Source organism: Vibrio renipiscarius (genome assembly GCF_000827885.1).
Classification (GTDB): Bacteria; Pseudomonadota; Gammaproteobacteria; order Enterobacterales; family Vibrionaceae; genus Vibrio; species Vibrio renipiscarius.
Genome location: NZ_JTKH01000011.1, coordinates 17299 through 37989 on the forward strand (window position 1 = coordinate 17299; position 20691 = coordinate 37989).

The window sequence follows — 20691 nt, forward strand, 5'->3', positions numbered from 1 at the left end:
GCTTCACCTACCTCTATAGACGATCTCACAGAAATCACCTTATCACCAGCGACAGATTGAAATAGCAAGATCCCTGACCAGATCACTACTTTGTCGCACCAACTCAATTTATTCGTGAAAAATCATGACATAAGCACACCAATTAGGTGACTGCTCTATCTTTTAAAGTGATTAGATATCGACCAACATATCGCTTGGTGCTAACCTATATTTGATATGTTTTACATATCATTACCCTACTCGGACATTTGGATTGGCGAGAGCCAGAAAGAGCCAAACTTCAGCAATGAAGCTCGACTCATGTCCCCGTAGGCCATTACATCGGCAATGGATATGCCTGACAGTTCGGTAACTAAATGCGCCCAACTACCGTCAGGTTTTCGCACACTAACCGTAGTGCTATGCGTCGTCGTAGTGGTTTTGCCGCTGCGCCTGTCGCGAAAAAACTTTCGCCTAGCATGACTCTTGTGGAGAAGAGCACCATTTTGGTCACGACTCCAAATGAGCATATCAAGGCGGCATAATTAAAAAGCGCAGATCACTGCGCTTTTTTCTTGGCTTGCTTTTCAGTTTAACCACACAATCTTGATTGCTATTTCCCTACCGCATTTGTTACCTTTATCGGAAAATCATTATAATTATTACGGAGAAAGTAAATGAAGTGTCATCGAATTGAAGAGCTGATCGAACTATTAGAGCCTGAGTGGCAGAAAGATCAAGAACTTAACATGCTACAGTTCCTTGTTAAGCTAGCAAAAGAAGCCGGTTATCAAGGCCCGCTTGAAGAGCTAACCGATGATGTCCTTATCTACCATCTAAAAATGCGTAATAGCGCGAAAGATGAAATGATCCCAGGTTTGAAAAAAGACCAAGAAGATGACTTTAAAACCGCTATTCTTCGTGCTCGCGGCATCATTCAATAATTAAGCCCTCGCTTTATGTCTAAGGCAGCTTACGCTGCCTTTTTTATTCCTCAAGATTGAACTCCCCCACACATTTCTCTGCTTATTAAAAACAATTTATTGTTAATGGTTAATAGCATCAAAGAAACGCAATTGTTATTGGCTGTATAATTATCTTCCAGCGCAGCAATAAAAATCGATAATAAATCAACATGTCCCTGCGCCACTTGCACAGCGTAGAAGCATCAAAATCGCAGCGATAGGATTCAAAAAGGAAGCGGGATGAGTAAGGACAAAATCGACATAAAGGACGTAACGCCAAAAACGTTTAACCCTAAGACACACAAAACCCAAGGCGATCGCTTTAACCCCAGCAATCAAATTTATGTTCGAGAAAGCAAAGGGACATATCAGCGAATGCGCCGCTATGGCGGTTGGTTTTTGTTGCTATTTTTTGCCTTAATGCCATGGATTCCGTTTGGTGAGCGTCAAGCCATTTTGCTCGACATTGGCAACCAGCAATTCAACTTTTTCGGCACTACTCTTTATCCCCAAGATCTCACCTTACTGGCCACCTTATTGGTCATTTCAGCTTTCGGGCTATTCTTCATCACCACTTTTCTTGGCCGCGTTTGGTGTGGATACTTATGTCCTCAAACGGTTTGGACCTTCATCTATATTTGGTTTGAAGAAAAACTAGAAGGCAGCGCCAACAAACGTCGCAAACAAGACTCCAACCCGCTCACGCCCTCGCTTGCGATAAGAAAAACCCTCAAGCATCTCGCGTGGTTTGCCATTGCGCTAGCCACCGGTTTTACCTTTACTGGCTACTTTGTGCCGATTCGTGAATTGGTCGTGGACTTTTTTACTCTTGAATCGAGTTTTTGGCCGGTGTTTTGGGTGCTATTTTTTGCCATTTGCACTTATGGCAATGCCGGTTGGATGCGATCGATCATGTGTATCCACATGTGCCCATATGCACGCTTCCAATCGGCGATGTTTGATAAAGACACTTTTATTGTGGGGTACGACAACAAACGAGGTGAAGCGCGCGGCCCTCGCTCACGCAAAGCGGACCATAAGGCACTTGGTTTAGGGGATTGCATTGACTGTAATTTATGTGTGCAAGTCTGTCCGACCGGTATCGATATTCGTGATGGCTTACAATATGAGTGCATTAACTGCGGCGCATGTATTGATGCTTGTGACCAAACCATGAGCAAAATGGGCTACGAAAAAGGCTTAATCAGTTACACCACCGAGCACCGCTTGTCGGGTAAAGCAACCAAAGTCATGCGACCTAAATTGCTTGGCTATGGTGCCGTCTTACTGCTGATTACCGGATTGTTCTTTATTCAAATCGCCAGCGTAGAGCCTGCCGGAATGAATGTTCTACGAGATCGAAACCAACTTTCCCGTGAAAACAGCCTCGGTGAAATCGAAAACACCTACACCTTAAAGATCATCAACAAAACGCAACAAGCACAACAATACAACCTCAGTGTCACCGGACTGGAGACTGTCTCTTGGTACGGAAAACAAACCGTGCAAGTCGCCCCTGGCGAAGTGTCCAACCTACCCATGAGTTTGGGAGTACCAGCCGATAAACTCAGCTCTCCTGTTACCACAATACAGTTTATACTGTCTGATAGTGACCAATTTACCCTTTCGGTAGAAAGCAGATTTATCAAAAAATTATAAGCCTGCCCTCGCCCCTCAATTACGGTAAGGGCTCAGTAATGAGCCCTTTATTTTATGTCAGAAACAGCATTTAACTTTGATGCGCTTACTCCAGACTTTATGTGGTACGCACTTGAAAGCATCGGCATTCGTGCTGAATCAGGATTTTTACCGCTCAATAGCTATGAAAATCGCGTTTATCAGTTTACCGACGAAGAACGCCAACGTTATGTGGTGAAGTTCTACCGCCCTGTACGTTGGACAAGTGAACAGATCCAAGAAGAGCACGACTTTACCTTAGAGCTGATTGACTCCGATATCCCTGTCGCGCCGCCATGCCGCATTGATGGCAAAACGCTGCATTCTTACCAAGGCTATCTATTTGCCTTGTTTAGCAGTGTCGGTGGACGTCAATTTGAAGTGGATAATCTTGATCAACTAGAAGGGGTTGGCCGATTTTTAGGGCGAATCCATAAAGTGGGCTCACGTACACCATTTGTGCACCGTCCAACCTTAAGTCTCGATGAGTATCTCTACCAACCTCGCCAATTGCTGCAGCAATCCACCTTCATACCCATGCATCTTGAGAATGCTTTTTTTAGTGATCTTGATTTGCTGATCAGTCGTTTGGAAGAACATTGGCAGACACCATCACACATTATTCGCCTCCATGGTGATTGTCATCCTGGCAATATCCTTTGGCGTGATGGGCCGATGTTTGTTGATTTGGATGACTCGCGTAATGGCCCAGCAATTCAAGACCTATGGATGCTACTCAGTGGTGATCGCGCCGATAAAACCATGCAGCTCGACATTTTGCTCGAGGCTTACCAAGAATTTAACGATTTCAATATGAATGAGTTGAAACTAATTGAGCCTTTGCGCGGTCTACGTATGGTGCATTATATGGCATGGCTGGCAAAAAGATGGCAGGATCCCGCCTTCCCAATTGCCTTTCCTTGGTTTGATGATCCAAAATATTGGGAAAGTCAGGTACTGGCATTTAAAGAACAAATTTCGGCGTTAAATGAAGCCCCATTGGCTCTAATGCCGCAGTGGTAACACTAAAAATAATAACATGGAGATAATAATGAAAAAGCTGTTTGCACTTGTGACCACTTTACTGCTGAGCCTATCGGCTCATGCTGCTCAGTTTTCTGAAGGCGAGTACTACAAAGTGCTAGACCTTGAAGCATCAAAAAAACCAACGGTAACCGAGTTTTTCTCTTTCTACTGTCCGCATTGTAAAACGTTTGAACCGATCATTCGCCAGTTGAAAGCTCAACTACCTGAAGGCGTGAAGCTGCAAAAAGCGCACGTGTCACTCATGGGTGGCCCAATGGGCATGGAAATGAACAAAGCATATGCAACGATGCTTGCACTGAAAATTGAAGACAAAATGGCACCAGTGATGTTCAACCGCGTTCAAACTATGCGTAAAGCACCCAACAATGCCGAAGAGATTCGCCAGATCTTCCTTGATGAAGGTATTGATGCGAAAAAATTTGATGCGGCTTACAACGGTTTTACTGTTGACTCAATGGCGCGTCGATTTGATAAACAGTTCAATGACAGCGGCCTAACTGGCGTTCCTGCTGTCGTGGTCAACAACAAATACTTAGTGCAGGCTCAATCAATTGAGAGCATTGAAGAGTACTTTGCACTCGTGAATTACCTTCTAACCTTGAAGTAATCAAAACCTTATCGAGAAGAGAGCTGCGGCTCTCTTTTTTTATATTATCACCGCCATCTGATCCCAATCCTGCCACTCTCCAAGCGAGCTTCCCGCTCCCTTTTGCCGCACTTTGTACAAATAGACCACAGCCACTGATTTGATTTCGAGCAAACACACAGGCCAATACATAGGTGAGATCTATAAGACAAAAGAAAGATAAATCATCATTCAGTATGCAATATTGGAAAATAATAGATTCACCAAACATCGAAAAAGAGTAAAATCCGCGCCTAATAAAACATCAAATGCAATTGTATAGCCTCATACTCCGTTTGAAATATTAAGCAAACGATCTAATTTTTGTACAGTACGACTTTTAAAAGACTTGTTTGTGCAGAATTTATAGATGCAGGTTCGGTTAGGTTGCCCAAAGAGATAAAGAACATGAAATTACAATATAGCTTACTTGCTCTAGCTGCGATCAGTGGCTCTAGCTTTGCTCAACTATCTGATACTGCAGGCTTTAGTGGTGAAGTCTCAGTCAGTACCGGTTTCTACTCAACAGAATCAAACCTAAACACCAACGACGACAATAAGCAAATTGACAGCCTAGGTGCACCGAGTGATTCAGTTTCTGGTGGTCTAATTCTTCCACTGGGTAACGTTGCTTACACGTTCGGCAACGGCTTAAACCAACAGTTCTACGCGGGTACTTCGCGTGACGATATCGCAACCGGTACACTTGCCTTTGAACTGGGTTACAAATACCAACTCGCTTCAGGCATGATCATCAACGCTTCTATGCTGCCAACCATCATGTCAGGTGAAGTGTGGGCTGACCCATTTGTTACTGGCGCTGATCGTAAAACAACAGACGAAGATGGCAACGCATACCGCCTAAAAATTGAGAACATCGCGGGTTCTAAGTTCTCAGTAGACATGGCGTACGCAACGAAAGACGTTGAAAATGAAAAATCCGGCTCAGTCATCGCACCGATGGAAATGGATAGCCTACGTCGTGATTCAAACGCGTTCATCTTCAAAACAGACTACAAGCTGTTCTTAGATCAACAAACTATCCTAACGCCGCGTCTGTCTTACATCAGTTCAGATGCTGATGGTGATGCCAATTCATTCACTGGTTACGGCGCAGAGCTAAGCTACTTCAAACTGTTAGATCGCCACCAATTTGCTCTAACCGGTAGCTTTAAGACGCGTGACTACGATGCAAACCATGCTTACTTCAACAAAACTCGTCAAGACGATGAGTTCAGCCTATTTGCTGCGTACGAATACGAAAACATCATGGATTGGCAAGATTGGTCTCTGATTTCACTGGTTGGCTTTAGCAACAGCGATTCAAACATCAACTTCTACGACCAAAAGAACTACATCATGTCAGTGGGTATGAACTACCACTTCTAATCTGGCTGATAACCGATTTAAGCCCATCAACATTGGTGGGCTTTTTTACGCCTGTGTTTTCCATACTTGATGACGCTATACCGATTGCGCATGCAAATGACGCATCAATCTATCCATTGCACGATAACCAAGTGCTTCCGCTAAATGGGACCGATTGATGTGTTCTTCTCCTGCTAAGTCGGCAATGGTTCTCGCCACTTTAATAATGCGGTGATAAGCGCGAACCGATAAACCTAAACGGTGCAGTGCTTGCTCTAAAAACTGCGCGTCATTTTTAGCAAGATGGCAATACTGTTCGATCTCTCGACTGCCTAACAGGGCATTGGCCTTACCGCTCCGAGAAAGCATCTCTTCCCGTGCATGTTCCACCCGAGCTTTCACCACCTCGGTCGCTTCTCCTCGATCACCACCGGCCGCTAAAGTCCCTTGCGGTAACGCTGGAATTTCCAACGACATATCAAAGCGATCCAGCAGAGGCCCAGACAAACGGCTTAAATAGCGCAATGCCGCTTGTGAGTTACCATGGCTCTGCTTGGCATCGTAGTGGCCACTTGGACTAGGATTAAGCGCACCAACCAATTGAAATCGAGCAGGGAAACGCGTTTTACCTTGTGCGCGAGAAATGACAATCTCGCCTGACTCAAGCGGCTCACGTAGCGCATCCAAAACCTTGCGCTCAAACTCTGGCATTTCGTCTAAAAATAACAATCCATTATGTGAAAGAGAAATCTCTCCCGGCCGGGGAACCGAGCCCCCACCGACTAAAGCGGCCATTGAACTCGAGTGATGTGGAGATCGAAAAGGACGTCGCTTCCAATTGAATTGATTGATTTCTTGTTGCGTCAAAGACGCGACTGAGGCGGATTCCATCGCTTCTTCATCCGACATTTCAGGCAGCAAGTCTCGCAAACGCGAAGCTAACATGGTTTTCCCTGTCCCTGGCGGCCCAAGAAATAGCACGTTATGGTGACCTGCGGCGGCGATTTCCAACGCACGCTTCCCCTGTTGTTGACCAATAATGTCACGTAGATCGCGCAAGTGAGAAGAGGTTTGAGGTTGAACATCCGTTTGATGTAAAGACAAAGCTTGCTGCCCACAGAGATCGGCGCAGACCTCTAATAAACTTTGCGCCGATTTATGTTTTTCTTTCCCCACCAGCGCCGCCTGATCGCCATTACAATGTGGCACCACCAAACTGCGCCCTTGTTGCTGTGCAGTTAATGCCGCGGGCAAAACCCCTTTAACCGAACGAAGCTCCCCCGACAACGCCAACTCCCCCACAAACTCTCGTTGTGTCAGGGGGTTTAAAGGGATTTGCTGTGACGCGGCTAAAATACCCAGCGCAATTGGCAAATCAAAGCGCCCTCCCTCTTTAGGTAAATCCGCTGGAGCAAGGTTGACCGTAATGCGCTTTGCCGGAAATTCAAAACGCGAGTTAATGATGGCACTGCGTACCCGATCTCGAGACTCCTTCACCGTCGTTTCTGGTAATCCCACGAGAGCAAATCCCGGCATACCATTACTAATATGCACTTCAACAGTCACCAACGGAGCCTCGACCCCCACCGATGCTCGGCTGTAAACCACGGCTAATCCCATACATTCCCTTATTATGTTCTTTTTAAAAACGGCTATTTTTATCGCACCTTTGTTATATAGCCTGACAACTTGATGAGATAATGTGAAAAAAGAATGAGTTTTTGCTTGTCATTTAACGGAAATATGTGATACCACTAGATACATAAACAATTCCGTACCATATTGCGTACTCACGACCATTAGGCCGTATTGATGAAATTAAACGCCCGCTTACACGCACTGATTGCCCTGATTATCGTGGTCATTATGAGATTGCGCGGGGTCTAGTGGGCGAAAGAAAGCCAAGAATTAGATAAACCCCCGCACTGAAAAGTCCGGGGGTTTTTTTACAACACATTGAAACAAATATAGGCAGGCCAGACCCGCAAATTGAAATCAAACTCTCCGCTCAATGCTCATTGAACGAGCAAGATACACCGCGAGAGAGTGCAGGAAGAATGGGAGCGCACATGAAGTGCAAACAACACAAGGACAGCTACCAAGGTAGCACAGGAGGTGGTCGATGACCGGTGCAGAGTTAGTTGTTGCGGCACTGACGCAACAAGGAATCAAAACCGTATTTGGTTACCCTGGCGGGGCAATCATGCCTATCTACGACGCCCTTTACGATGGTGGTGTCGAACATATTCTTTGTCGTCATGAACAAGGGGCGGCAATGGCCGCGATTGGTATGGCCCGCGCCACACAAGAAGTCGCCGTCTGTATGGCAACATCAGGTCCCGGTGCAACCAACCTTGTCACCGGCCTTGCCGATGCCCTCATGGATTCAATCCCTCTTATCGCGATCACAGGCCAAGTTGCCAGTTCACATATCGGCACAGATGCATTTCAAGAAATGGACGTGATCGGTATGTCGCTTTCTTGTACCAAGCACAGCTATCTGGTCACCGACATCAAAGACTTAGCGCCAACATTGGCCGAAGCATTTGAAGTCGCAAAAACAGGCCGTCCCGGCCCTGTGATTGTTGATATCGCCAAAGATGTTCAATTAGCTCAAGCGCCAACCGCTATCCTGCCACCTTGCACACCTCCCGATCTCCCAGTGGTTAGCCAAGACGCCCTAAATAAAGCGCAACAATTACTCAGCGATAGCTCTCGCCCCGTTTTATACGTCGGTGGTGGCGTTCAATTGAGCCATGCAACCGACACCGTACGGGAGTTTTTGCGCCTAAACCCAATGCCATCGGTAAGTACGCTAAAAGGCTTAGGTACTATCGAGCGTCACGATTCACATTACCTCGGCATGCTTGGTATGCATGGCACCAAAGCCGCCAATTTGATCGTACAAGAAGCGGATCTCTTAATCGCCGTCGGTGCGCGTTTTGATGACCGAGTGACCGGTAAACTCGACACCTTTGCCCCCAATGCCAAAGTCATTCATATCGATGTCGATGCCGCCGAAATCAACAAGCTAAGAGTCGCTAATGCCCCCTTGCGTGGGGATGTTAAAGCGGTACTTCCTCAGCTGGAATTAAGCCACGATATTACACCATGGCTTAGCCACAGCGAGACCCTTCGTACCGGTTTTACCTGGCGCTATGATCACCCCGGTGAGCTGATTTTTGCTCCCGCACTGCTTAAGCAATTGTCTGACATGATGCCAGACAGTTCGATCGTATCGACCGATGTAGGTCAGCATCAGATGTGGGCGGCACAACATATTCAGCCAAGAGAGCCTCAAAACTTCATCACCTCCGCGGGGCTTGGCACGATGGGATTTGGCCTACCTGCCGCCATGGGCGCTTCGGTTGGCCGTCCTGATGACCAATCCATCCTAATCACCGGTGATGGTTCATTCATGATGAATGTGCAAGAACTTGGCACCCTCAAGCGTCGCCAAATTCCCGTCAAAATCGTACTGCTGAATAACCAACGTTTAGGCATGGTGCGTCAATGGCAATCGCTGTTCTTTGATGGCCGCCACAGCGAAACGATTTTGGATGATAATCCTGATTTTGTGATGCTCGCAAAAGCATTTGATATTCCAGGTAAGACCATCACGAAAAAAGAAGAAGTTGAACCCGCTCTAAAAGAGATGCTCGCAAGCAAAACCTCTTACTTGCTTCATGTATTAATTGATGAAGAAGAAAATGTATGGCCGCTCGTTCCGCCGGGTGCGTCCAACAGTGAAATGCTGGAGAACACCTAATATGGAAAGATATCTACTCGACATCAAAGCAGACGATAAGCCCGTACTACTTGAGCGTGTTCTTCGCGTTATTCGCCATCGCGGCTTCATCATTAAACAAGTTGCGGCAACGCAGAACCACGAAAGCCACGTTGCAAGTGTTGAAATCATCGTCGATAGCGATCGTCCGATTTCATTTATTACCAATCAAATTGAAAAACTCTGGGATGTTCGCACCGTCGATGTCATCAAAATCGCCCGTGACCAACTACCAAATAACAATTTACAACAAAAAATTTGTGCATAAGGAAGGCAAAACAATGGCGACAAGAACTGCAGATTATATTTGGTTTAATGGTGAAATGGTGCCTTGGGCAGAAGCGAATGTTCATGTACTGACTCACGCGATGCATTATGGCACTTCAGTCTTTGAAGGCGTTCGTTGTTACAACACGCCGAATGGTCCGATTGTTTTTCGCCATCGCGAGCACGCACAACGCCTAAAAAATTCAGCCAAAATCTACCGTTTCCCTATCCCGTACACGGTCGATGAAATCATGGAAGCCACCCGTGAAACCCTACGCCAAAACAAACTCGATAGCGCGTACATCCGTCCTTTGGGGTTTGTCGGCAATGTGGGTTTAGGTGTTTGCCCACCGGAAGACAGCATCATGGAGTTAATCATTGCCGCGTTTCCTTGGGGTTCATACCTAGGTGAAGAAGCCTTGGAAAATGGCGTTGATGCGATGATTTCAAGCTGGAATCGCGCGGCACCAAATACCATTCCTACCGCAGCAAAAGCGGGGGGGAACTACCTATCTTCTCTACTTGTGGGAGGCGAAGCGCGTCGTCACGGCTACGATGAAGGCATTGCATTGAGTGTTGATGGCTACCTTTCAGAAGGCGCCGGTGAGAACATTTTTGTCATCAAAGATGGCGTATTAATCACCCCACCAGCAACCGCGGCCATTCTACCCGGCATCACACGTGACTCTATCATCACGCTAGCCAAAGATATGGGTTATGAGGTCCGTGAAGAAAACATCGCTCGTGAAGCGCTCTATCTTGCTGACGAAGTCTTCATGACGGGTACCGCCGCTGAAATCGTGCCAGTGCGCTCTGTCGATAAAATTACCGTCGGCGAAGGCAAGCGTGGCCCACTAACAAAACAGATTCAAACCGCTTACTTCGGTCTATTTAATGGAACCACCGAAGATAAATGGGGTTGGTTAGATTACGTCTACCCGACCGACCATTCAGCACAGTAGTAAAGGAATACGGATATGCCTAAGTATAGATCTGCCACCACCACTCATGGTCGTAACATGGCAGGAGCACGCGCACTATGGCGTGCAACCGGAGTAAAAGAAGAAGATTTCGGCAAACCAATTATTGCTGTCGTAAACTCGTTTACCCAATTTGTTCCGGGACATGTTCATCTTAAAGACATGGGCCAACTGGTCGCAGGTGAAATTGAAAAAGCCGGCGGGATCGCGAAAGAGTTCAACACGATTGCTGTCGATGACGGTATCGCAATGGGTCACGGCGGGATGCTTTACTCGCTACCCTCGCGTGAACTGATCGCCGACTCCGTCGAATACATGGTGAATGCCCACTGTGCCGATGCCATGGTGTGTATCTCTAACTGTGACAAAATCACCCCGGGAATGATGATGGCAGCAATGCGCCTCAATATTCCGGTGATCTTTGTTTCAGGCGGTCCGATGGAAGCAGGTAAAACCAAGCTTTCCGATCAAATCATCAAACTCGACCTAGTGGATGCGATGATCCAAGGCGCCGACCCGACGATTTCGGACGAACAGAGTGAGCAAGTCGAACGTTCGGCCTGTCCAACATGCGGGTCGTGTTCAGGCATGTTTACCGCCAACTCGATGAACTGTCTGACAGAAGCTTTGGGATTATCTCAGCCGGGCAACGGCTCAATGCTGGCCACGCACGCCGATCGTGAGCAATTGTTTATCAACGCTGGTAAGCGCATCGTCGATCTCACTCGTCGTTACTACGAGCAAGATGATGCCTCAGCACTACCACGCAATATTGCTGATCGCGCCGCATTTGAAAACGCCATGGCGCTAGATATCGCTATGGGCGGCTCAAGTAATACCGTTCTGCACCTACTGGCCTCAGCGCAAGAAGGTGAGATCGAGTTTGATATGAACGACATCGACCAAATGTCTCGTCGCGTGCCGCATTTATGTAAAGTCGCACCATCGACGCCTAAATATCATATGGAAGATGTGCACCGCGCTGGCGGTGTGATGGCCATTCTAGGGGAACTTGATCGCGCTGGATTACTCAATAATCAAACGCGCACCGTGCTTGGTCTCACTATGCAAGAACAGCTCGCTCAGTACGACATCATGCAAACTGACGACGAAGCGGTACTTAAGTTCTTCCGTGCAGGCCCTGCCGGTATTCGTACCACCAAAGCATTCTCACAAGACTGCCGCTGGGATCGCCTTGATGATGACCGCGTAGACGGTTGTATTCGCACCAAAGAAAACGCCTTTAGCCAAGAAGGTGGCCTTGCGGTGCTTTCTGGCAATATCGCGCTTGATGGTTGTATCGTTAAAACGGCCGGGGTGGATGAAGATAGCCTTGTATTCCAAGGCCCTGCGGTAGTGTTTGAAAGCCAAGATACCGCCGTTGATGGTATTTTAGGAGGCAAAGTCAAAGCCGGTGACGTCGTCGTTATCCGTTATGAAGGTCCGAAAGGTGGCCCGGGTATGCAAGAAATGCTCTACCCAACCACTTACCTAAAATCGATGGGACTTGGCAAATCATGCGCGCTATTGACCGATGGTCGCTTCTCTGGCGGCACCTCTGGTTTATCGATTGGTCACGTTTCACCTGAAGCGGCGAGTGGCGGCACGATTGGTTTGGTGAATGATGGCGATATTATTGCTATTGATATTCCAAGTCGTTCAATCTCACTGCAAGTGAGCGAATCAGAACTGGCCGAGCGCCGTACCAAGCAAGATGCTGTCGGTTGGAAACCAGTTGATCGCCAACGCACGGTATCCTTAGCATTAAAAGCTTATGCCAGTCTAGCGACCAGCGCCGATAAAGGTGCAGTGCGTGATAAAAGCAAACTAGAGGGCTAATCAATGGTCATGAAAGGATTGGTAGAACCTCTATCGCCCGACCAAGCCCGACCATCTGGCGCAGACTATCTGCGTCAGGTGCTGCGCGCGCCGGTGTATGAAGTGGCGACAGTGACCCCCTTACAAGCGATGCCGCGTTTATCGGCTCGGTTAAATAACCAGGTACAGCTCAAACGTGAAGATCGCCAACCCGTGCATTCGTTTAAACTGCGCGGTGCCTACAACATGGTATCGAGCTTAACCGAAGAACAAAAAATTGCGGGCGTCATTGCCGCATCCGCAGGAAACCACGCACAAGGCATGGCGCTTTCGGGGACCAAACTCAGCATTAAAACCACCATCGTGATGCCAAAAACGACGCCAGACATCAAAGTTGAGGCCGTACGCAGTTTTGGTGGCAAAGTGGTGCTCCACGGTAATAACTTCGATGAAGCCAAAGCCGAGGCAGAACGTCTCGCAGAAAAACATGGCTATACTTTCGTCCCGCCTTTTGATCACCCTCTTGTGATTGCAGGCCAAGGCACGATCGGTATGGAAATGCTGCAACAAAATGGTCACTTGGACTATATCTTTGTGCCTGTGGGCGGCGGCGGTTTAGCCGCTGGGGTTGCCGTGCTGGTTAAGCAGTTGATGCCTGAAATCAAAATTATCGCGGTTGAACCCGAAGATTCAGCCTGCTTAAAAGCGGCACTTGATGCGGGAGAACCGGTCGTGCTCGATCAAGTCAGCATGTTTGCTGATGGGGTCGCGGTGAAACGCATTGGGGAAGAAACCTTCCGTTTATGCCAAAAATATATTGATGGCCATATTACGGTATCGAGCGATGAGATTTGCTCCGCGGTAAAAGACATCTTCGAAGACACTCGTGCTATCGCAGAGCCGTCTGGTGCTCTTGCCTTAGCGGGATTAAAGAAATACGTTGATAAACAGCAGCTCACCGGTAAGCGATTAGGCACCATTTTGTCTGGCGCCAACACGAACTTCCATGGCCTACGTTATGTCTCCGAACGTTGTGAGCTCGGTGAAAAACGAGAAGGCTTACTCGCGATAACGATTCCTGAACGCCAAGGTGCTTTCTTTGAATTCTGTAACCTGATTGGTGGTCGAGCCGTCACTGAATTTAACTACCGTTATAACGATGATTCACTCGCCAATATTTTCGTTGGCGTACGCCTGCATGAAGGCCAAGCAGAATTGGACAGCATCATTCAAGATCTTCGCACGGGCGGATACCCTGTTGTTGATCTCTCCGATGATGAAATGGCCAAACTGCATGTGCGCTACATGATTGGAGGCAAACCATCCAAGCCGCTGAAAGAACGTTTATACAGTTTCGAGTTTCCAGAATACCCTGGCGCACTACTGAGGTTTCTGAGCACACTAGGCACTCATTGGAACATTAGCTTATTCAATTACCGCAATCATGGCGCAGACTACGGCCGCGTATTGTGTGGTTTTGAACTGGATGAACACGATTTAGCCCGCTTCTCTTTGCATCTAAGAGAGCTTGGCTATCAATGTAAAGATGAGACCAACAATCCTTCCTACCAGTTTTTCTTATCTTAGCTAAGTGGCAAGATAAAATTTATCTATCACCTGCACAAACCTTCGACAAAGTCAGCCCACGCGGCTGACTTTGTTCTATTCTAACTGAGTGAAAGTGTTATATTTATGCGCAAAACGCATACACTCAATGCTAAAGTTTCATTTTCGTCATACCTCATTCCCAGCTACACTGTTGGTAGTTAATTGATTGCTGTCCCTAAGTGGAGAAACTTATGTTTAACGCTCTGATTTTGAACCAAGAAGAAAAACGTACTATTGCTGCTATCGAGCAGATTGATGAATCACAGCTGCCTGAAGGCGATGTCTTAATCGAGGTTGATTACTCATCTTTGAACTTTAAAGACGGCCTAGCGATCACCGGTAAAGGTAAAATCATTCGTAACTTCCCAATGGTGCCAGGTATCGATCTTGCGGGTACCGTGATTAGCTCAGAAGACAATCGCTACCAAGCCGGTGAAAAAGTCGTCCTCACGGGTTGGGGTGTCGGTGAAAACCACTGGGGTGGCATGGCACAACGTGCACGCCTAAAAGCAGATTGGCTAGTCCCACTACCACAAGGCCTAGACAGCAAAAAAGCAATGATGGTTGGCACAGCTGGCTTTACCGCTATGTTATGTGTACAAGCGCTGCTTGATGCCGGTGTCAAACCGGAAGCGGGTGAAGTTCTTGTGACTGGCGCAAGTGGCGGCGTAGGTTCAGTGGCGGTAACGCTACTGGCTCAACTTGGCTACAAAGTGGCAGCAGTCACAGGCCGTGTAGAACAAAATGGCCCACTGCTTGAAAAGCTAGGGGCAAGCCGAATCATTGATCGCAGTGAATTTGCAGAACCTGCACGCCCACTAGAAAAACAAATTTGGGCTGGTGCGGTTGATACCGTAGGCAGCAGCGTACTGGCAAAAGTGCTAGCACAAATGGATTACAACAGTGCCGTCGCAGCCTGTGGCCTTGCCGGTGGTTTCGACCTTCCGACCACGGTTATGCCATTCATCCTACGTAACGTTCGTCTACAAGGGATTGATTCTGTTTCATGCCCATTTGAAAAACGTATTGCGGCTTGGGAAAAACTGACTGAGCTACTGCCTGACAGCTACTTTGAACAAGCGTGTACCGAAGTAGAACTTGCTGAAGCACCAAAGTACGCTGAAGACATCACCAACGGCCAAGTCACTGGACGCGTCGTGATCAAGCTATAATGCTTAACGCATAAACGGATAAGAGCCAGCATTGCTGGCTCTTTTGCTTTCTGGAAAGGCTAACATTCCACGAGATCAATCCAATCCCATATCCTCGATTCGCTTGGCGATCAAACGGCTGCATTCTTCTTTTACAATGCCACGTAACCATTCTTGCGCGGGTGAATGCTCGCAACGTGGATGCCAAATCAACGAGTAATCAAATGGCGTAAAGTGGAATGGCAAGGGCTTAACCACCAAATCATAACGTTCCGCCACTAAATAGGCTAAATCAGCGGGTACTGTGATAATCAATGGCATGGTATCGACAATCGCCAACGCGGCTTCTAAATGGTAAGCGCGTAATACCATTCGACGCTGAGGGTGGCCCTCTAACGCTTGCTCAATTAGCGCCTTAACCCCATCACTGATGGCAATCATCGCATGTGGGTAACTGAGATAATCCGCCAAACTCATTTCTTGATCCGCTAATGGATGGTGCTTGGATAACAAACAGAACACCCCAACACGACCAATGACTTCGCTGCATAGTGGGTCAACCGCGCCAATCGGACGGCATATGGCTAAGTCTGCCCCTTCATAAGTCAACTGATCCGCTAACCTTCCGTGTTGTAGCGGTAAGAATTTCAACGACACCAAGGGGGCTTCTTGATAGATGCGCGGTAAAGCGAATGGCAAAATGGTTTGCATCGCATAATCAGTGGTTGCGATGGTAAATCGCTGATCGCAACGCTGCGGGTCAAACTCTTTCGGTTCCAATAATTGACGCAATGATTCCAGCGGCTCCCCCAACCTTGCATTCATCTCCAATGCTTTTTCGGTTGGAATTAATTGCTGGCCCTGACGAGTAAACAATGGATCATTGAGCAAACTACGTAGACGACCCAATACACGACTCATCGCCGATTGACTTAAATTAAGCCGAGTCGCCGCCTTGCTGACACTGCTTTCTTCGATGAGCACACGCAATGCAACCAACAAATTTAAATCTCGACGGTAGATATCTTCTAGTTCCACTTTACTCATCCAAGCTCGATTAATGGGCTAAGTGTACTATTAACTCACGCCACTTATCGAGTCATCATCGTGATATCCAAACATCGGGAAAAGAGAACGTAACCATAAAAAAATCCCGCCTTTCGGCGGGGAAGCCCAAGAAAATTGGGGATAGTGTCGGAATGGTGTTAGATGAACGTCGTCAGTTATTCTTCTTTGATATTGTGGCTGACTCTCGCAAAAACCGCGTGTTTACGTTCAATAGGTCAATAAGCACAAGCATCAGAGCCAAAACCAAAGGCTCGCGGTATTGATATTCTGTCTATCACACTTAATTGATGTTGCTAGATTGTTAATAAATCTAAAACAAAAAGATCACATTGCCAAGTGATTATTGAATATTTTTTCTTCACGAGTATTATCTATCGCCTCAGAAAGCAAACAAGTGACGACCATGACATTTAATCCAGAACAGGCGACGCATACTTTAGAGGCAGAAGGACTACGCTGCCCAGAGCCAGTGATGATGGTCAGGAAGACAATCCGTAACATGCAAGAAGGGGATGTGCTGCTCGTCAAAGCAGATGATCCATCAACCACTCGTGACATTCCGAGTTTCTGCCGCTTTATGGATCATCAACTCGTTGCTGCACAAACCGAACAGCTACCTTATCTGTATCTAATTAAGAAAGGGCTAAGCTAAACAACGCTCAGTTCAGTAGAGAGATAACATGAAAAACGGCTGCCGATGGCAGCCGTTTCATTATTCGTCGTATTCTAATGTTCGGATTTCCGATTGTAATTTCCGAATCTGTTTCTGCATGGCACGCATTTCTTCATGCATCGGAATGATATAAGCCACTCTTACCCAAGACTCAACCGCAAGCCCTGCCAGAATGATAGCGCCAGCGACCATCGGTAACCACATGTCGGTCAGCATCATCCCTAAAAATGTCAGTACCAAACCAAAAGTAAATAGATAGCTTTGACTCTTTGGGGACATCCCCATGTAACGTGTCAGCATACTGTCGCCCTCCATCACTATTGTTATGGTTAAAGTAGCATGACCCCGAGAACACTTATATGTCATCGGTCACGCATTTCACCGATTTAACACATCAAGCAACCCACCACTCGATGCAACGTCATTCCATGTATTGATAGCCAATATTGTGAAACAAAAAAGGCTCTACCCAAAGATTAGAGCCTGATCGTCATTAGATCACTTTATTGCCTGATTATTAAGTGCGAGGCTTAAGATCCAACACGTGCAATAGACGTTCTGGTGTTCCTTCCCAAATCATAGGACGGCCTTTCGGATTGTCTTTTGTCCACCAACCAGTAAAGCGCTTGGTGTTGTATTGATAGAAGTTAGGGCCAGATAACACCGGAACCGTCACTTGATTTTCAGCAATCAACGCCTGGATATTATTTGCAATTTGACGTTGCTCTTGGCTGTCCGCAGTTTTGTAGAAGCTATCAAGCAACTTATCTAAATCCGCATTTTGCCAATGGTGCATCGCAAAGCGTGGCATACCTTCAGAACCTTGCAGACGTGAGTGGTAACCACTATCCCAATATGTGTGAGGAGTTGGACCATGGAAGTAGTTGGTGTACGCGATATCGTAGTCAGCATTAATCATCGCATTATTGTAGATAGAGAAGTCTGGAGTACGAGCCTTCACCTTGATGCCCACTTCGGATAACTGCTCTGTCGCCAACATCACGGTGTTGTTAAAGTCTGTCCAACCTTGTGGTGATTGAATATTCAACTCAAACTTCTCACCCGATGGTGATTCCACAAAACCATCACCATCCACATCTTTATAGCCCGCTTTAGCCAGTGCAGCTTTAGCGTTCTCGGCCGAATACGTCATGAATGGCTTGTACTTGTTATGCGTTTTTTCATCTGACCACGTTTCAAAGGCGTAGCCCAGACCCGATGCAAAGTCATTCAATACTGCGTTGCCATAGTTGGCAATATCAATCAGCGTTTGACGATCCAGAGCCATGGAGAAGGCACGACGGAACTCAACATCACTTAGGACTTCATGCTTCACTTTGTCTTTCGACTCATAGTTAAACACAAACGCTTGTGTTCCCGCAGGCGGATACCAGTAGCCATGATCCGGTGACGCCGCAAGATACGTTTTTTCAATATCAGGAACAAACGAACCACCCCAGTCAATGTTAGAGTTCATCAACTCACCCAATACTTGGTCATTGTGGTTCATTTGCGGTACGCGCAAACAATCCACCTCTAGGTTGTCATTGTCCCAGTAATTTGGATTACGACACTGAAGGAACAAGGTTGAGGTAAATTTAGGTAACTCCGTAAATGGACCCGTACCAATTGGATTCGGGTTCATAAACGCCGCAGGGTCTTCAACACTCTTCCACTGATGCTCAGGCACGACCGGCACTAACGCAATTTCGTAACTGATGTTGGTATTGACTTCATTCAGGTGGAAGCGCACTTGGTAAGGGCCGAGTTTTTCCACTGACTTAATTTTCGTATTGATACCGCGATCATCGATATTTGGGTTAGCTTCAACCAAGTTGAAGGTAAACACCACGTCATCTGCGTTAAACGTTTCACCATCAGACCACTTCACCCCTTCACGTAAATCAAACGTGATACTGAGTAGGTCTTCACTCATCTCGTAGCCCGTCGCGAGGCGAAACTCTGGTACGTTACCCTTTAATTCATTGAACACGACCAGTGGTTCAAAAATAAAATCACGCGCAGTGTGCAAACGAGAAACCGCATACGGGTTAAAGTTACGGATCAAGGAAGGGTTATGATTTGGGATAATCGTGACTTTGGACAGACTGTCCAGATCGGCAGCAACCACAGATTGCGCAGATAGAGTCAATGCAGAAGCGATAACTGCAGAGAGTAGCGTGGTTTTCATAGCGATACCTTATCAATGGATATGCACACAAAGTAACCACTTTGCTCACGGGCAGCAATCCAACCCCAATCACTAAAAAAACAAACAGTTGCACACGCGTTGCATTTCGCAATTCATTTGACCAATAAGCGACGTCTTTTTTCTCTCCAAAGCCATCAATTAGCGATTCAATTCAAATTTAATGGTTAAAAATGGAAGAAAATAACAACATAAACCCAAAGAAAGCCGCCTGCGATGAATCGAAGAAAAATGCGAGTCGATTAAAAGTTCATTCTTGTACCCTCTGCTCTGTAACAAGTTCTCAGCAGCAGAAGCCATTGAGCGCAACCCCCTGCGATTGGCCCTCTCACACACAATAAACCGTCGCGTAAACACAGCGCCAATCGGCCAGCCGCTTGTTTACCAACAAATATGCGCTGAATTAGGCAAAGTTAACCTTTCTGGCTATGAAATAAGCAACATTGCCTCTACTCCCATCTACAATATCTGGGTATACTTGATTGTTATTTTTTTTAAATCATTCAGAAGAATCGCGCGAACCTGACTATGCAAAAATACGATATCAAAACCTTCCAGGGAATGATCCTCGCGCTGCAGGATTATTGGGCTCAAAATGGTTGTACGATTGTTCAACCGCTAGATATGGAAGTAGGTGCTGGCACCTCTCACCCAATGACATGTCTACGTGCACTTGGCCCAGAGCCAATGGCAACAGCGTATGTTCAACCTTCACGTCGTCCGACCGATGGTCGCTACGGTGAAAACCCGAACCGTCTGCAGCACTACTATCAATTCCAAGTAGCTCTAAAGCCCTCTCCAGATAACATTCAGGAGTTGTACCTAGGCTCACTTGAAGTTCTTGGTGTCGATCCGCTTGTTCACGATATTCGCTTTGTTGAAGACAACTGGGAAAACCCAACATTGGGTGCTTGGGGTCTTGGCTGGGAAGTTTGGCTAAACGGTATGGAAGTAACACAGTTTACTTACTTCCAACAAGTTGGCGGCCTTGAGTGTAAGCCAGTAACGGGTGAGATCACTTACGGTATTGAACGTCTAGCAATGTACATCCAAGAAGTTGACTCCGTGTACGACTTGGTATGGAACGTCGCGCCAGACGGCTCAAACGTCACTTACGGTGATATCTTCCACCAAAATGAAGTTGAGCAATCAACCTACAACTTTGAACACGCCGATGTTGAATTCCTATTCAGCTTCTTCGAACAGTGTGAGAAAGAGTGTAAAAAGCTACTTGAACTTGAGAAGCCATTACCTCTGCCAGCTTACGAGCGCATCCTAAAAGCAGGCCATGCTTTTAACTTGTTAGACGCACGTAAAGCGATCTCAGTAACTGAGCGTCAACGTTACATCCTTCGTATCCGCGATCTGACTAAGTCAGTCGCAGAAGCATACTACGCATCGCGTGAAGCACTGGGTTTCCCAATGTGCCGCTCTGCAGAACAAAAAGCGAATAACGAGGAGAAGTAACC

The 20691-nt window shown here is 46.9% G+C and carries 17 protein-coding genes; 13 read left to right on the plus strand and 4 right to left on the minus strand.

The genetic code is table 11. The annotated features are described in order from the left end of the window. The first annotated feature begins 656 nt into the window (after positions 1-656). The 5 genes from OJ16_RS08950 to OJ16_RS08970 all read left to right on the plus strand — a co-directional run bounded on the left by OJ16_RS08950 (position 657) and on the right by OJ16_RS08970 (position 5682). Entirely contained in the window at positions 657-923 is a 267-nt protein-coding gene (locus OJ16_RS08950) for a YihD family protein (protein ID WP_040989557.1), read from the plus strand. Positions 924-1184: 261 nt separating this feature from the next. Continuing rightward, positions 1185-2603, plus strand: coding sequence for a cytochrome c oxidase accessory protein CcoG (gene ccoG / locus OJ16_RS08955; protein ID WP_040989559.1), 1419 nt, complete (start codon positions 1185-1187; stop codon positions 2601-2603). Positions 2604-2657: 54 nt separating this feature from the next. Continuing rightward, on the plus strand, positions 2658-3644 hold the full coding sequence (locus OJ16_RS08960; protein WP_040989561.1) for a serine/threonine protein kinase: 987 nt from the start codon (positions 2658-2660) through the stop codon (positions 3642-3644). A gap of 28 nt (positions 3645-3672) precedes the next feature. Further along, positions 3673-4275 (plus strand): thiol:disulfide interchange protein DsbA/DsbL, encoded by a 603-nt coding sequence (locus OJ16_RS08965; RefSeq protein ID WP_040989563.1) that lies wholly within the window; start codon positions 3673-3675, stop codon positions 4273-4275. Between the two features lie 426 nt (positions 4276-4701). Then, on the plus strand, positions 4702-5682 hold the full coding sequence (locus OJ16_RS08970) for a DUF2860 domain-containing protein (RefSeq protein ID WP_040989565.1): 981 nt from the start codon (positions 4702-4704) through the stop codon (positions 5680-5682). Positions 5683-5757: 75 nt separating this feature from the next. Here OJ16_RS08970 and OJ16_RS08975 read toward each other — a convergent pair whose 3' ends face one another. Continuing rightward, positions 5758-7281 carry a YifB family Mg chelatase-like AAA ATPase gene (locus OJ16_RS08975; RefSeq protein WP_040989566.1) on the minus strand — a complete coding sequence of 508 codons (1524 nt, stop codon included), beginning with the start codon at positions 7279-7281 and terminating at the stop codon, positions 5758-5760. A gap of 502 nt (positions 7282-7783) precedes the next feature. Here OJ16_RS08975 and ilvG point away from each other — a divergent pair. From ilvG to acuI, 6 genes are all read left to right on the plus strand, one after another. Next, positions 7784-9430, plus strand: a complete 1647-nt coding sequence (gene ilvG / locus OJ16_RS08980; protein ID WP_040989567.1) for an acetolactate synthase 2 catalytic subunit — start codon at positions 7784-7786, stop codon at positions 9428-9430. Between the two features lies 1 nt (position 9431). After that, positions 9432-9716 (plus strand): acetolactate synthase 2 small subunit, encoded by a 285-nt coding sequence (ilvM, locus tag OJ16_RS08985; RefSeq protein ID WP_040989568.1) that lies wholly within the window; start codon positions 9432-9434, stop codon positions 9714-9716. A 13-nt stretch (positions 9717-9729) separates the two neighbouring features. Continuing rightward, the gene (locus OJ16_RS08990; protein WP_040989570.1) at positions 9730-10677 is read left to right on the plus strand and encodes a branched-chain amino acid transaminase; all 948 of its coding nucleotides are present in this window, start codon (positions 9730-9732) and stop codon (positions 10675-10677) included. Positions 10678-10692: 15 nt separating this feature from the next. Further along, a complete protein-coding gene (ilvD, locus tag OJ16_RS08995) occupies positions 10693-12534 on the plus strand; it encodes a dihydroxy-acid dehydratase (RefSeq protein WP_040989571.1) in 1842 nt (613 codons plus the stop codon). A 3-nt stretch (positions 12535-12537) separates the two neighbouring features. Beyond that, the gene (gene ilvA, locus OJ16_RS09000; RefSeq protein ID WP_052810286.1) at positions 12538-14100 is read left to right on the plus strand and encodes a threonine ammonia-lyase, biosynthetic; all 1563 of its coding nucleotides are present in this window, start codon (positions 12538-12540) and stop codon (positions 14098-14100) included. A 212-nt stretch (positions 14101-14312) separates the two neighbouring features. Beyond that, entirely contained in the window at positions 14313-15293 is a 981-nt protein-coding gene (gene acuI, locus OJ16_RS09005) for an acrylyl-CoA reductase (NADPH) (protein ID WP_040989572.1), read from the plus strand. A 75-nt stretch (positions 15294-15368) separates the two neighbouring features. Here acuI and OJ16_RS09010 read toward each other — a convergent pair whose 3' ends face one another. Continuing rightward, on the minus strand, positions 15369-16310 hold the full coding sequence (locus OJ16_RS09010) for a LysR family transcriptional regulator (protein WP_040989696.1): 942 nt from the start codon (positions 16308-16310) through the stop codon (positions 15369-15371). A gap of 433 nt (positions 16311-16743) precedes the next feature. On the opposite strand from OJ16_RS09010, the gene tusA reads away from it, so the two are divergent. Next, positions 16744-16992, plus strand: coding sequence for a sulfurtransferase TusA (gene tusA, locus OJ16_RS09015; RefSeq protein ID WP_005597326.1), 249 nt, complete (start codon positions 16744-16746; stop codon positions 16990-16992). 60 nt (positions 16993-17052) lie between these two features. On the opposite strand, the gene OJ16_RS09020 is transcribed toward tusA, so the two are convergent. Continuing rightward, positions 17053-17313, minus strand: a complete 261-nt coding sequence (locus tag OJ16_RS09020) for a hypothetical protein (RefSeq protein WP_040989575.1) — start codon at positions 17311-17313, stop codon at positions 17053-17055. A 217-nt stretch (positions 17314-17530) separates the two neighbouring features. Further along, entirely contained in the window at positions 17531-19204 is a 1674-nt protein-coding gene (locus OJ16_RS09025) for an ABC transporter substrate-binding protein (protein ID WP_040989577.1), read from the minus strand. Positions 19205-19750: 546 nt separating this feature from the next. Between OJ16_RS09025 and glyQ the strand changes: the two genes are divergently transcribed. Next, positions 19751-20689 (plus strand): glycine--tRNA ligase subunit alpha, encoded by a 939-nt coding sequence (glyQ, locus tag OJ16_RS09030; protein ID WP_040989579.1) that lies wholly within the window; start codon positions 19751-19753, stop codon positions 20687-20689. The last annotated feature ends 2 nt before the right edge of the window (positions 20690-20691 follow it).

Bases quoted from the DNA above. Each gene is read 5' to 3' on its own strand.
- OJ16_RS09020 (WP_040989575.1), bottom strand. From the start codon at position 17,313: ATGCTGACACGTTACATGGGGATGTCCCCAAAGAGTCAAAGCTATCTA.
- OJ16_RS08950 (WP_040989557.1), top strand. From the start codon at position 657: ATGAAGTGTCATCGAATTGAAGAGCTGATCGAACTATTAGAGCCTGAG.
- OJ16_RS08965 (WP_040989563.1), top strand. From the start codon at position 3,673: ATGAAAAAGCTGTTTGCACTTGTGACCACTTTACTGCTGAGCCTATCG.
- ccoG (WP_040989559.1), top strand. From the start codon at position 1,185: ATGAGTAAGGACAAAATCGACATAAAGGACGTAACGCCAAAAACGTTT.
- OJ16_RS08960 (WP_040989561.1), top strand. From the start codon at position 2,658: ATGTCAGAAACAGCATTTAACTTTGATGCGCTTACTCCAGACTTTATG.
- OJ16_RS08975 (WP_040989566.1), bottom strand. From the start codon at position 7,281: ATGGGATTAGCCGTGGTTTACAGCCGAGCATCGGTGGGGGTCGAGGCT.
- ilvM (WP_040989568.1), top strand. From the start codon at position 9,432: ATGGAAAGATATCTACTCGACATCAAAGCAGACGATAAGCCCGTACTA.
- OJ16_RS08990 (WP_040989570.1), top strand. From the start codon at position 9,730: ATGGCGACAAGAACTGCAGATTATATTTGGTTTAATGGTGAAATGGTG.
- acuI (WP_040989572.1), top strand. From the start codon at position 14,313: ATGTTTAACGCTCTGATTTTGAACCAAGAAGAAAAACGTACTATTGCT.
- ilvG (WP_040989567.1), top strand. From the start codon at position 7,784: ATGACCGGTGCAGAGTTAGTTGTTGCGGCACTGACGCAACAAGGAATC.
- glyQ (WP_040989579.1), top strand. From the start codon at position 19,751: ATGCAAAAATACGATATCAAAACCTTCCAGGGAATGATCCTCGCGCTG.
- ilvA (WP_052810286.1), top strand. From the start codon at position 12,538: ATGGTCATGAAAGGATTGGTAGAACCTCTATCGCCCGACCAAGCCCGA.
- OJ16_RS08970 (WP_040989565.1), top strand. From the start codon at position 4,702: ATGAAATTACAATATAGCTTACTTGCTCTAGCTGCGATCAGTGGCTCT.
- tusA (WP_005597326.1), top strand. From the start codon at position 16,744: ATGACATTTAATCCAGAACAGGCGACGCATACTTTAGAGGCAGAAGGA.
- ilvD (WP_040989571.1), top strand. From the start codon at position 10,693: ATGCCTAAGTATAGATCTGCCACCACCACTCATGGTCGTAACATGGCA.
- OJ16_RS09025 (WP_040989577.1), bottom strand. From the start codon at position 19,204: ATGAAAACCACGCTACTCTCTGCAGTTATCGCTTCTGCATTGACTCTA.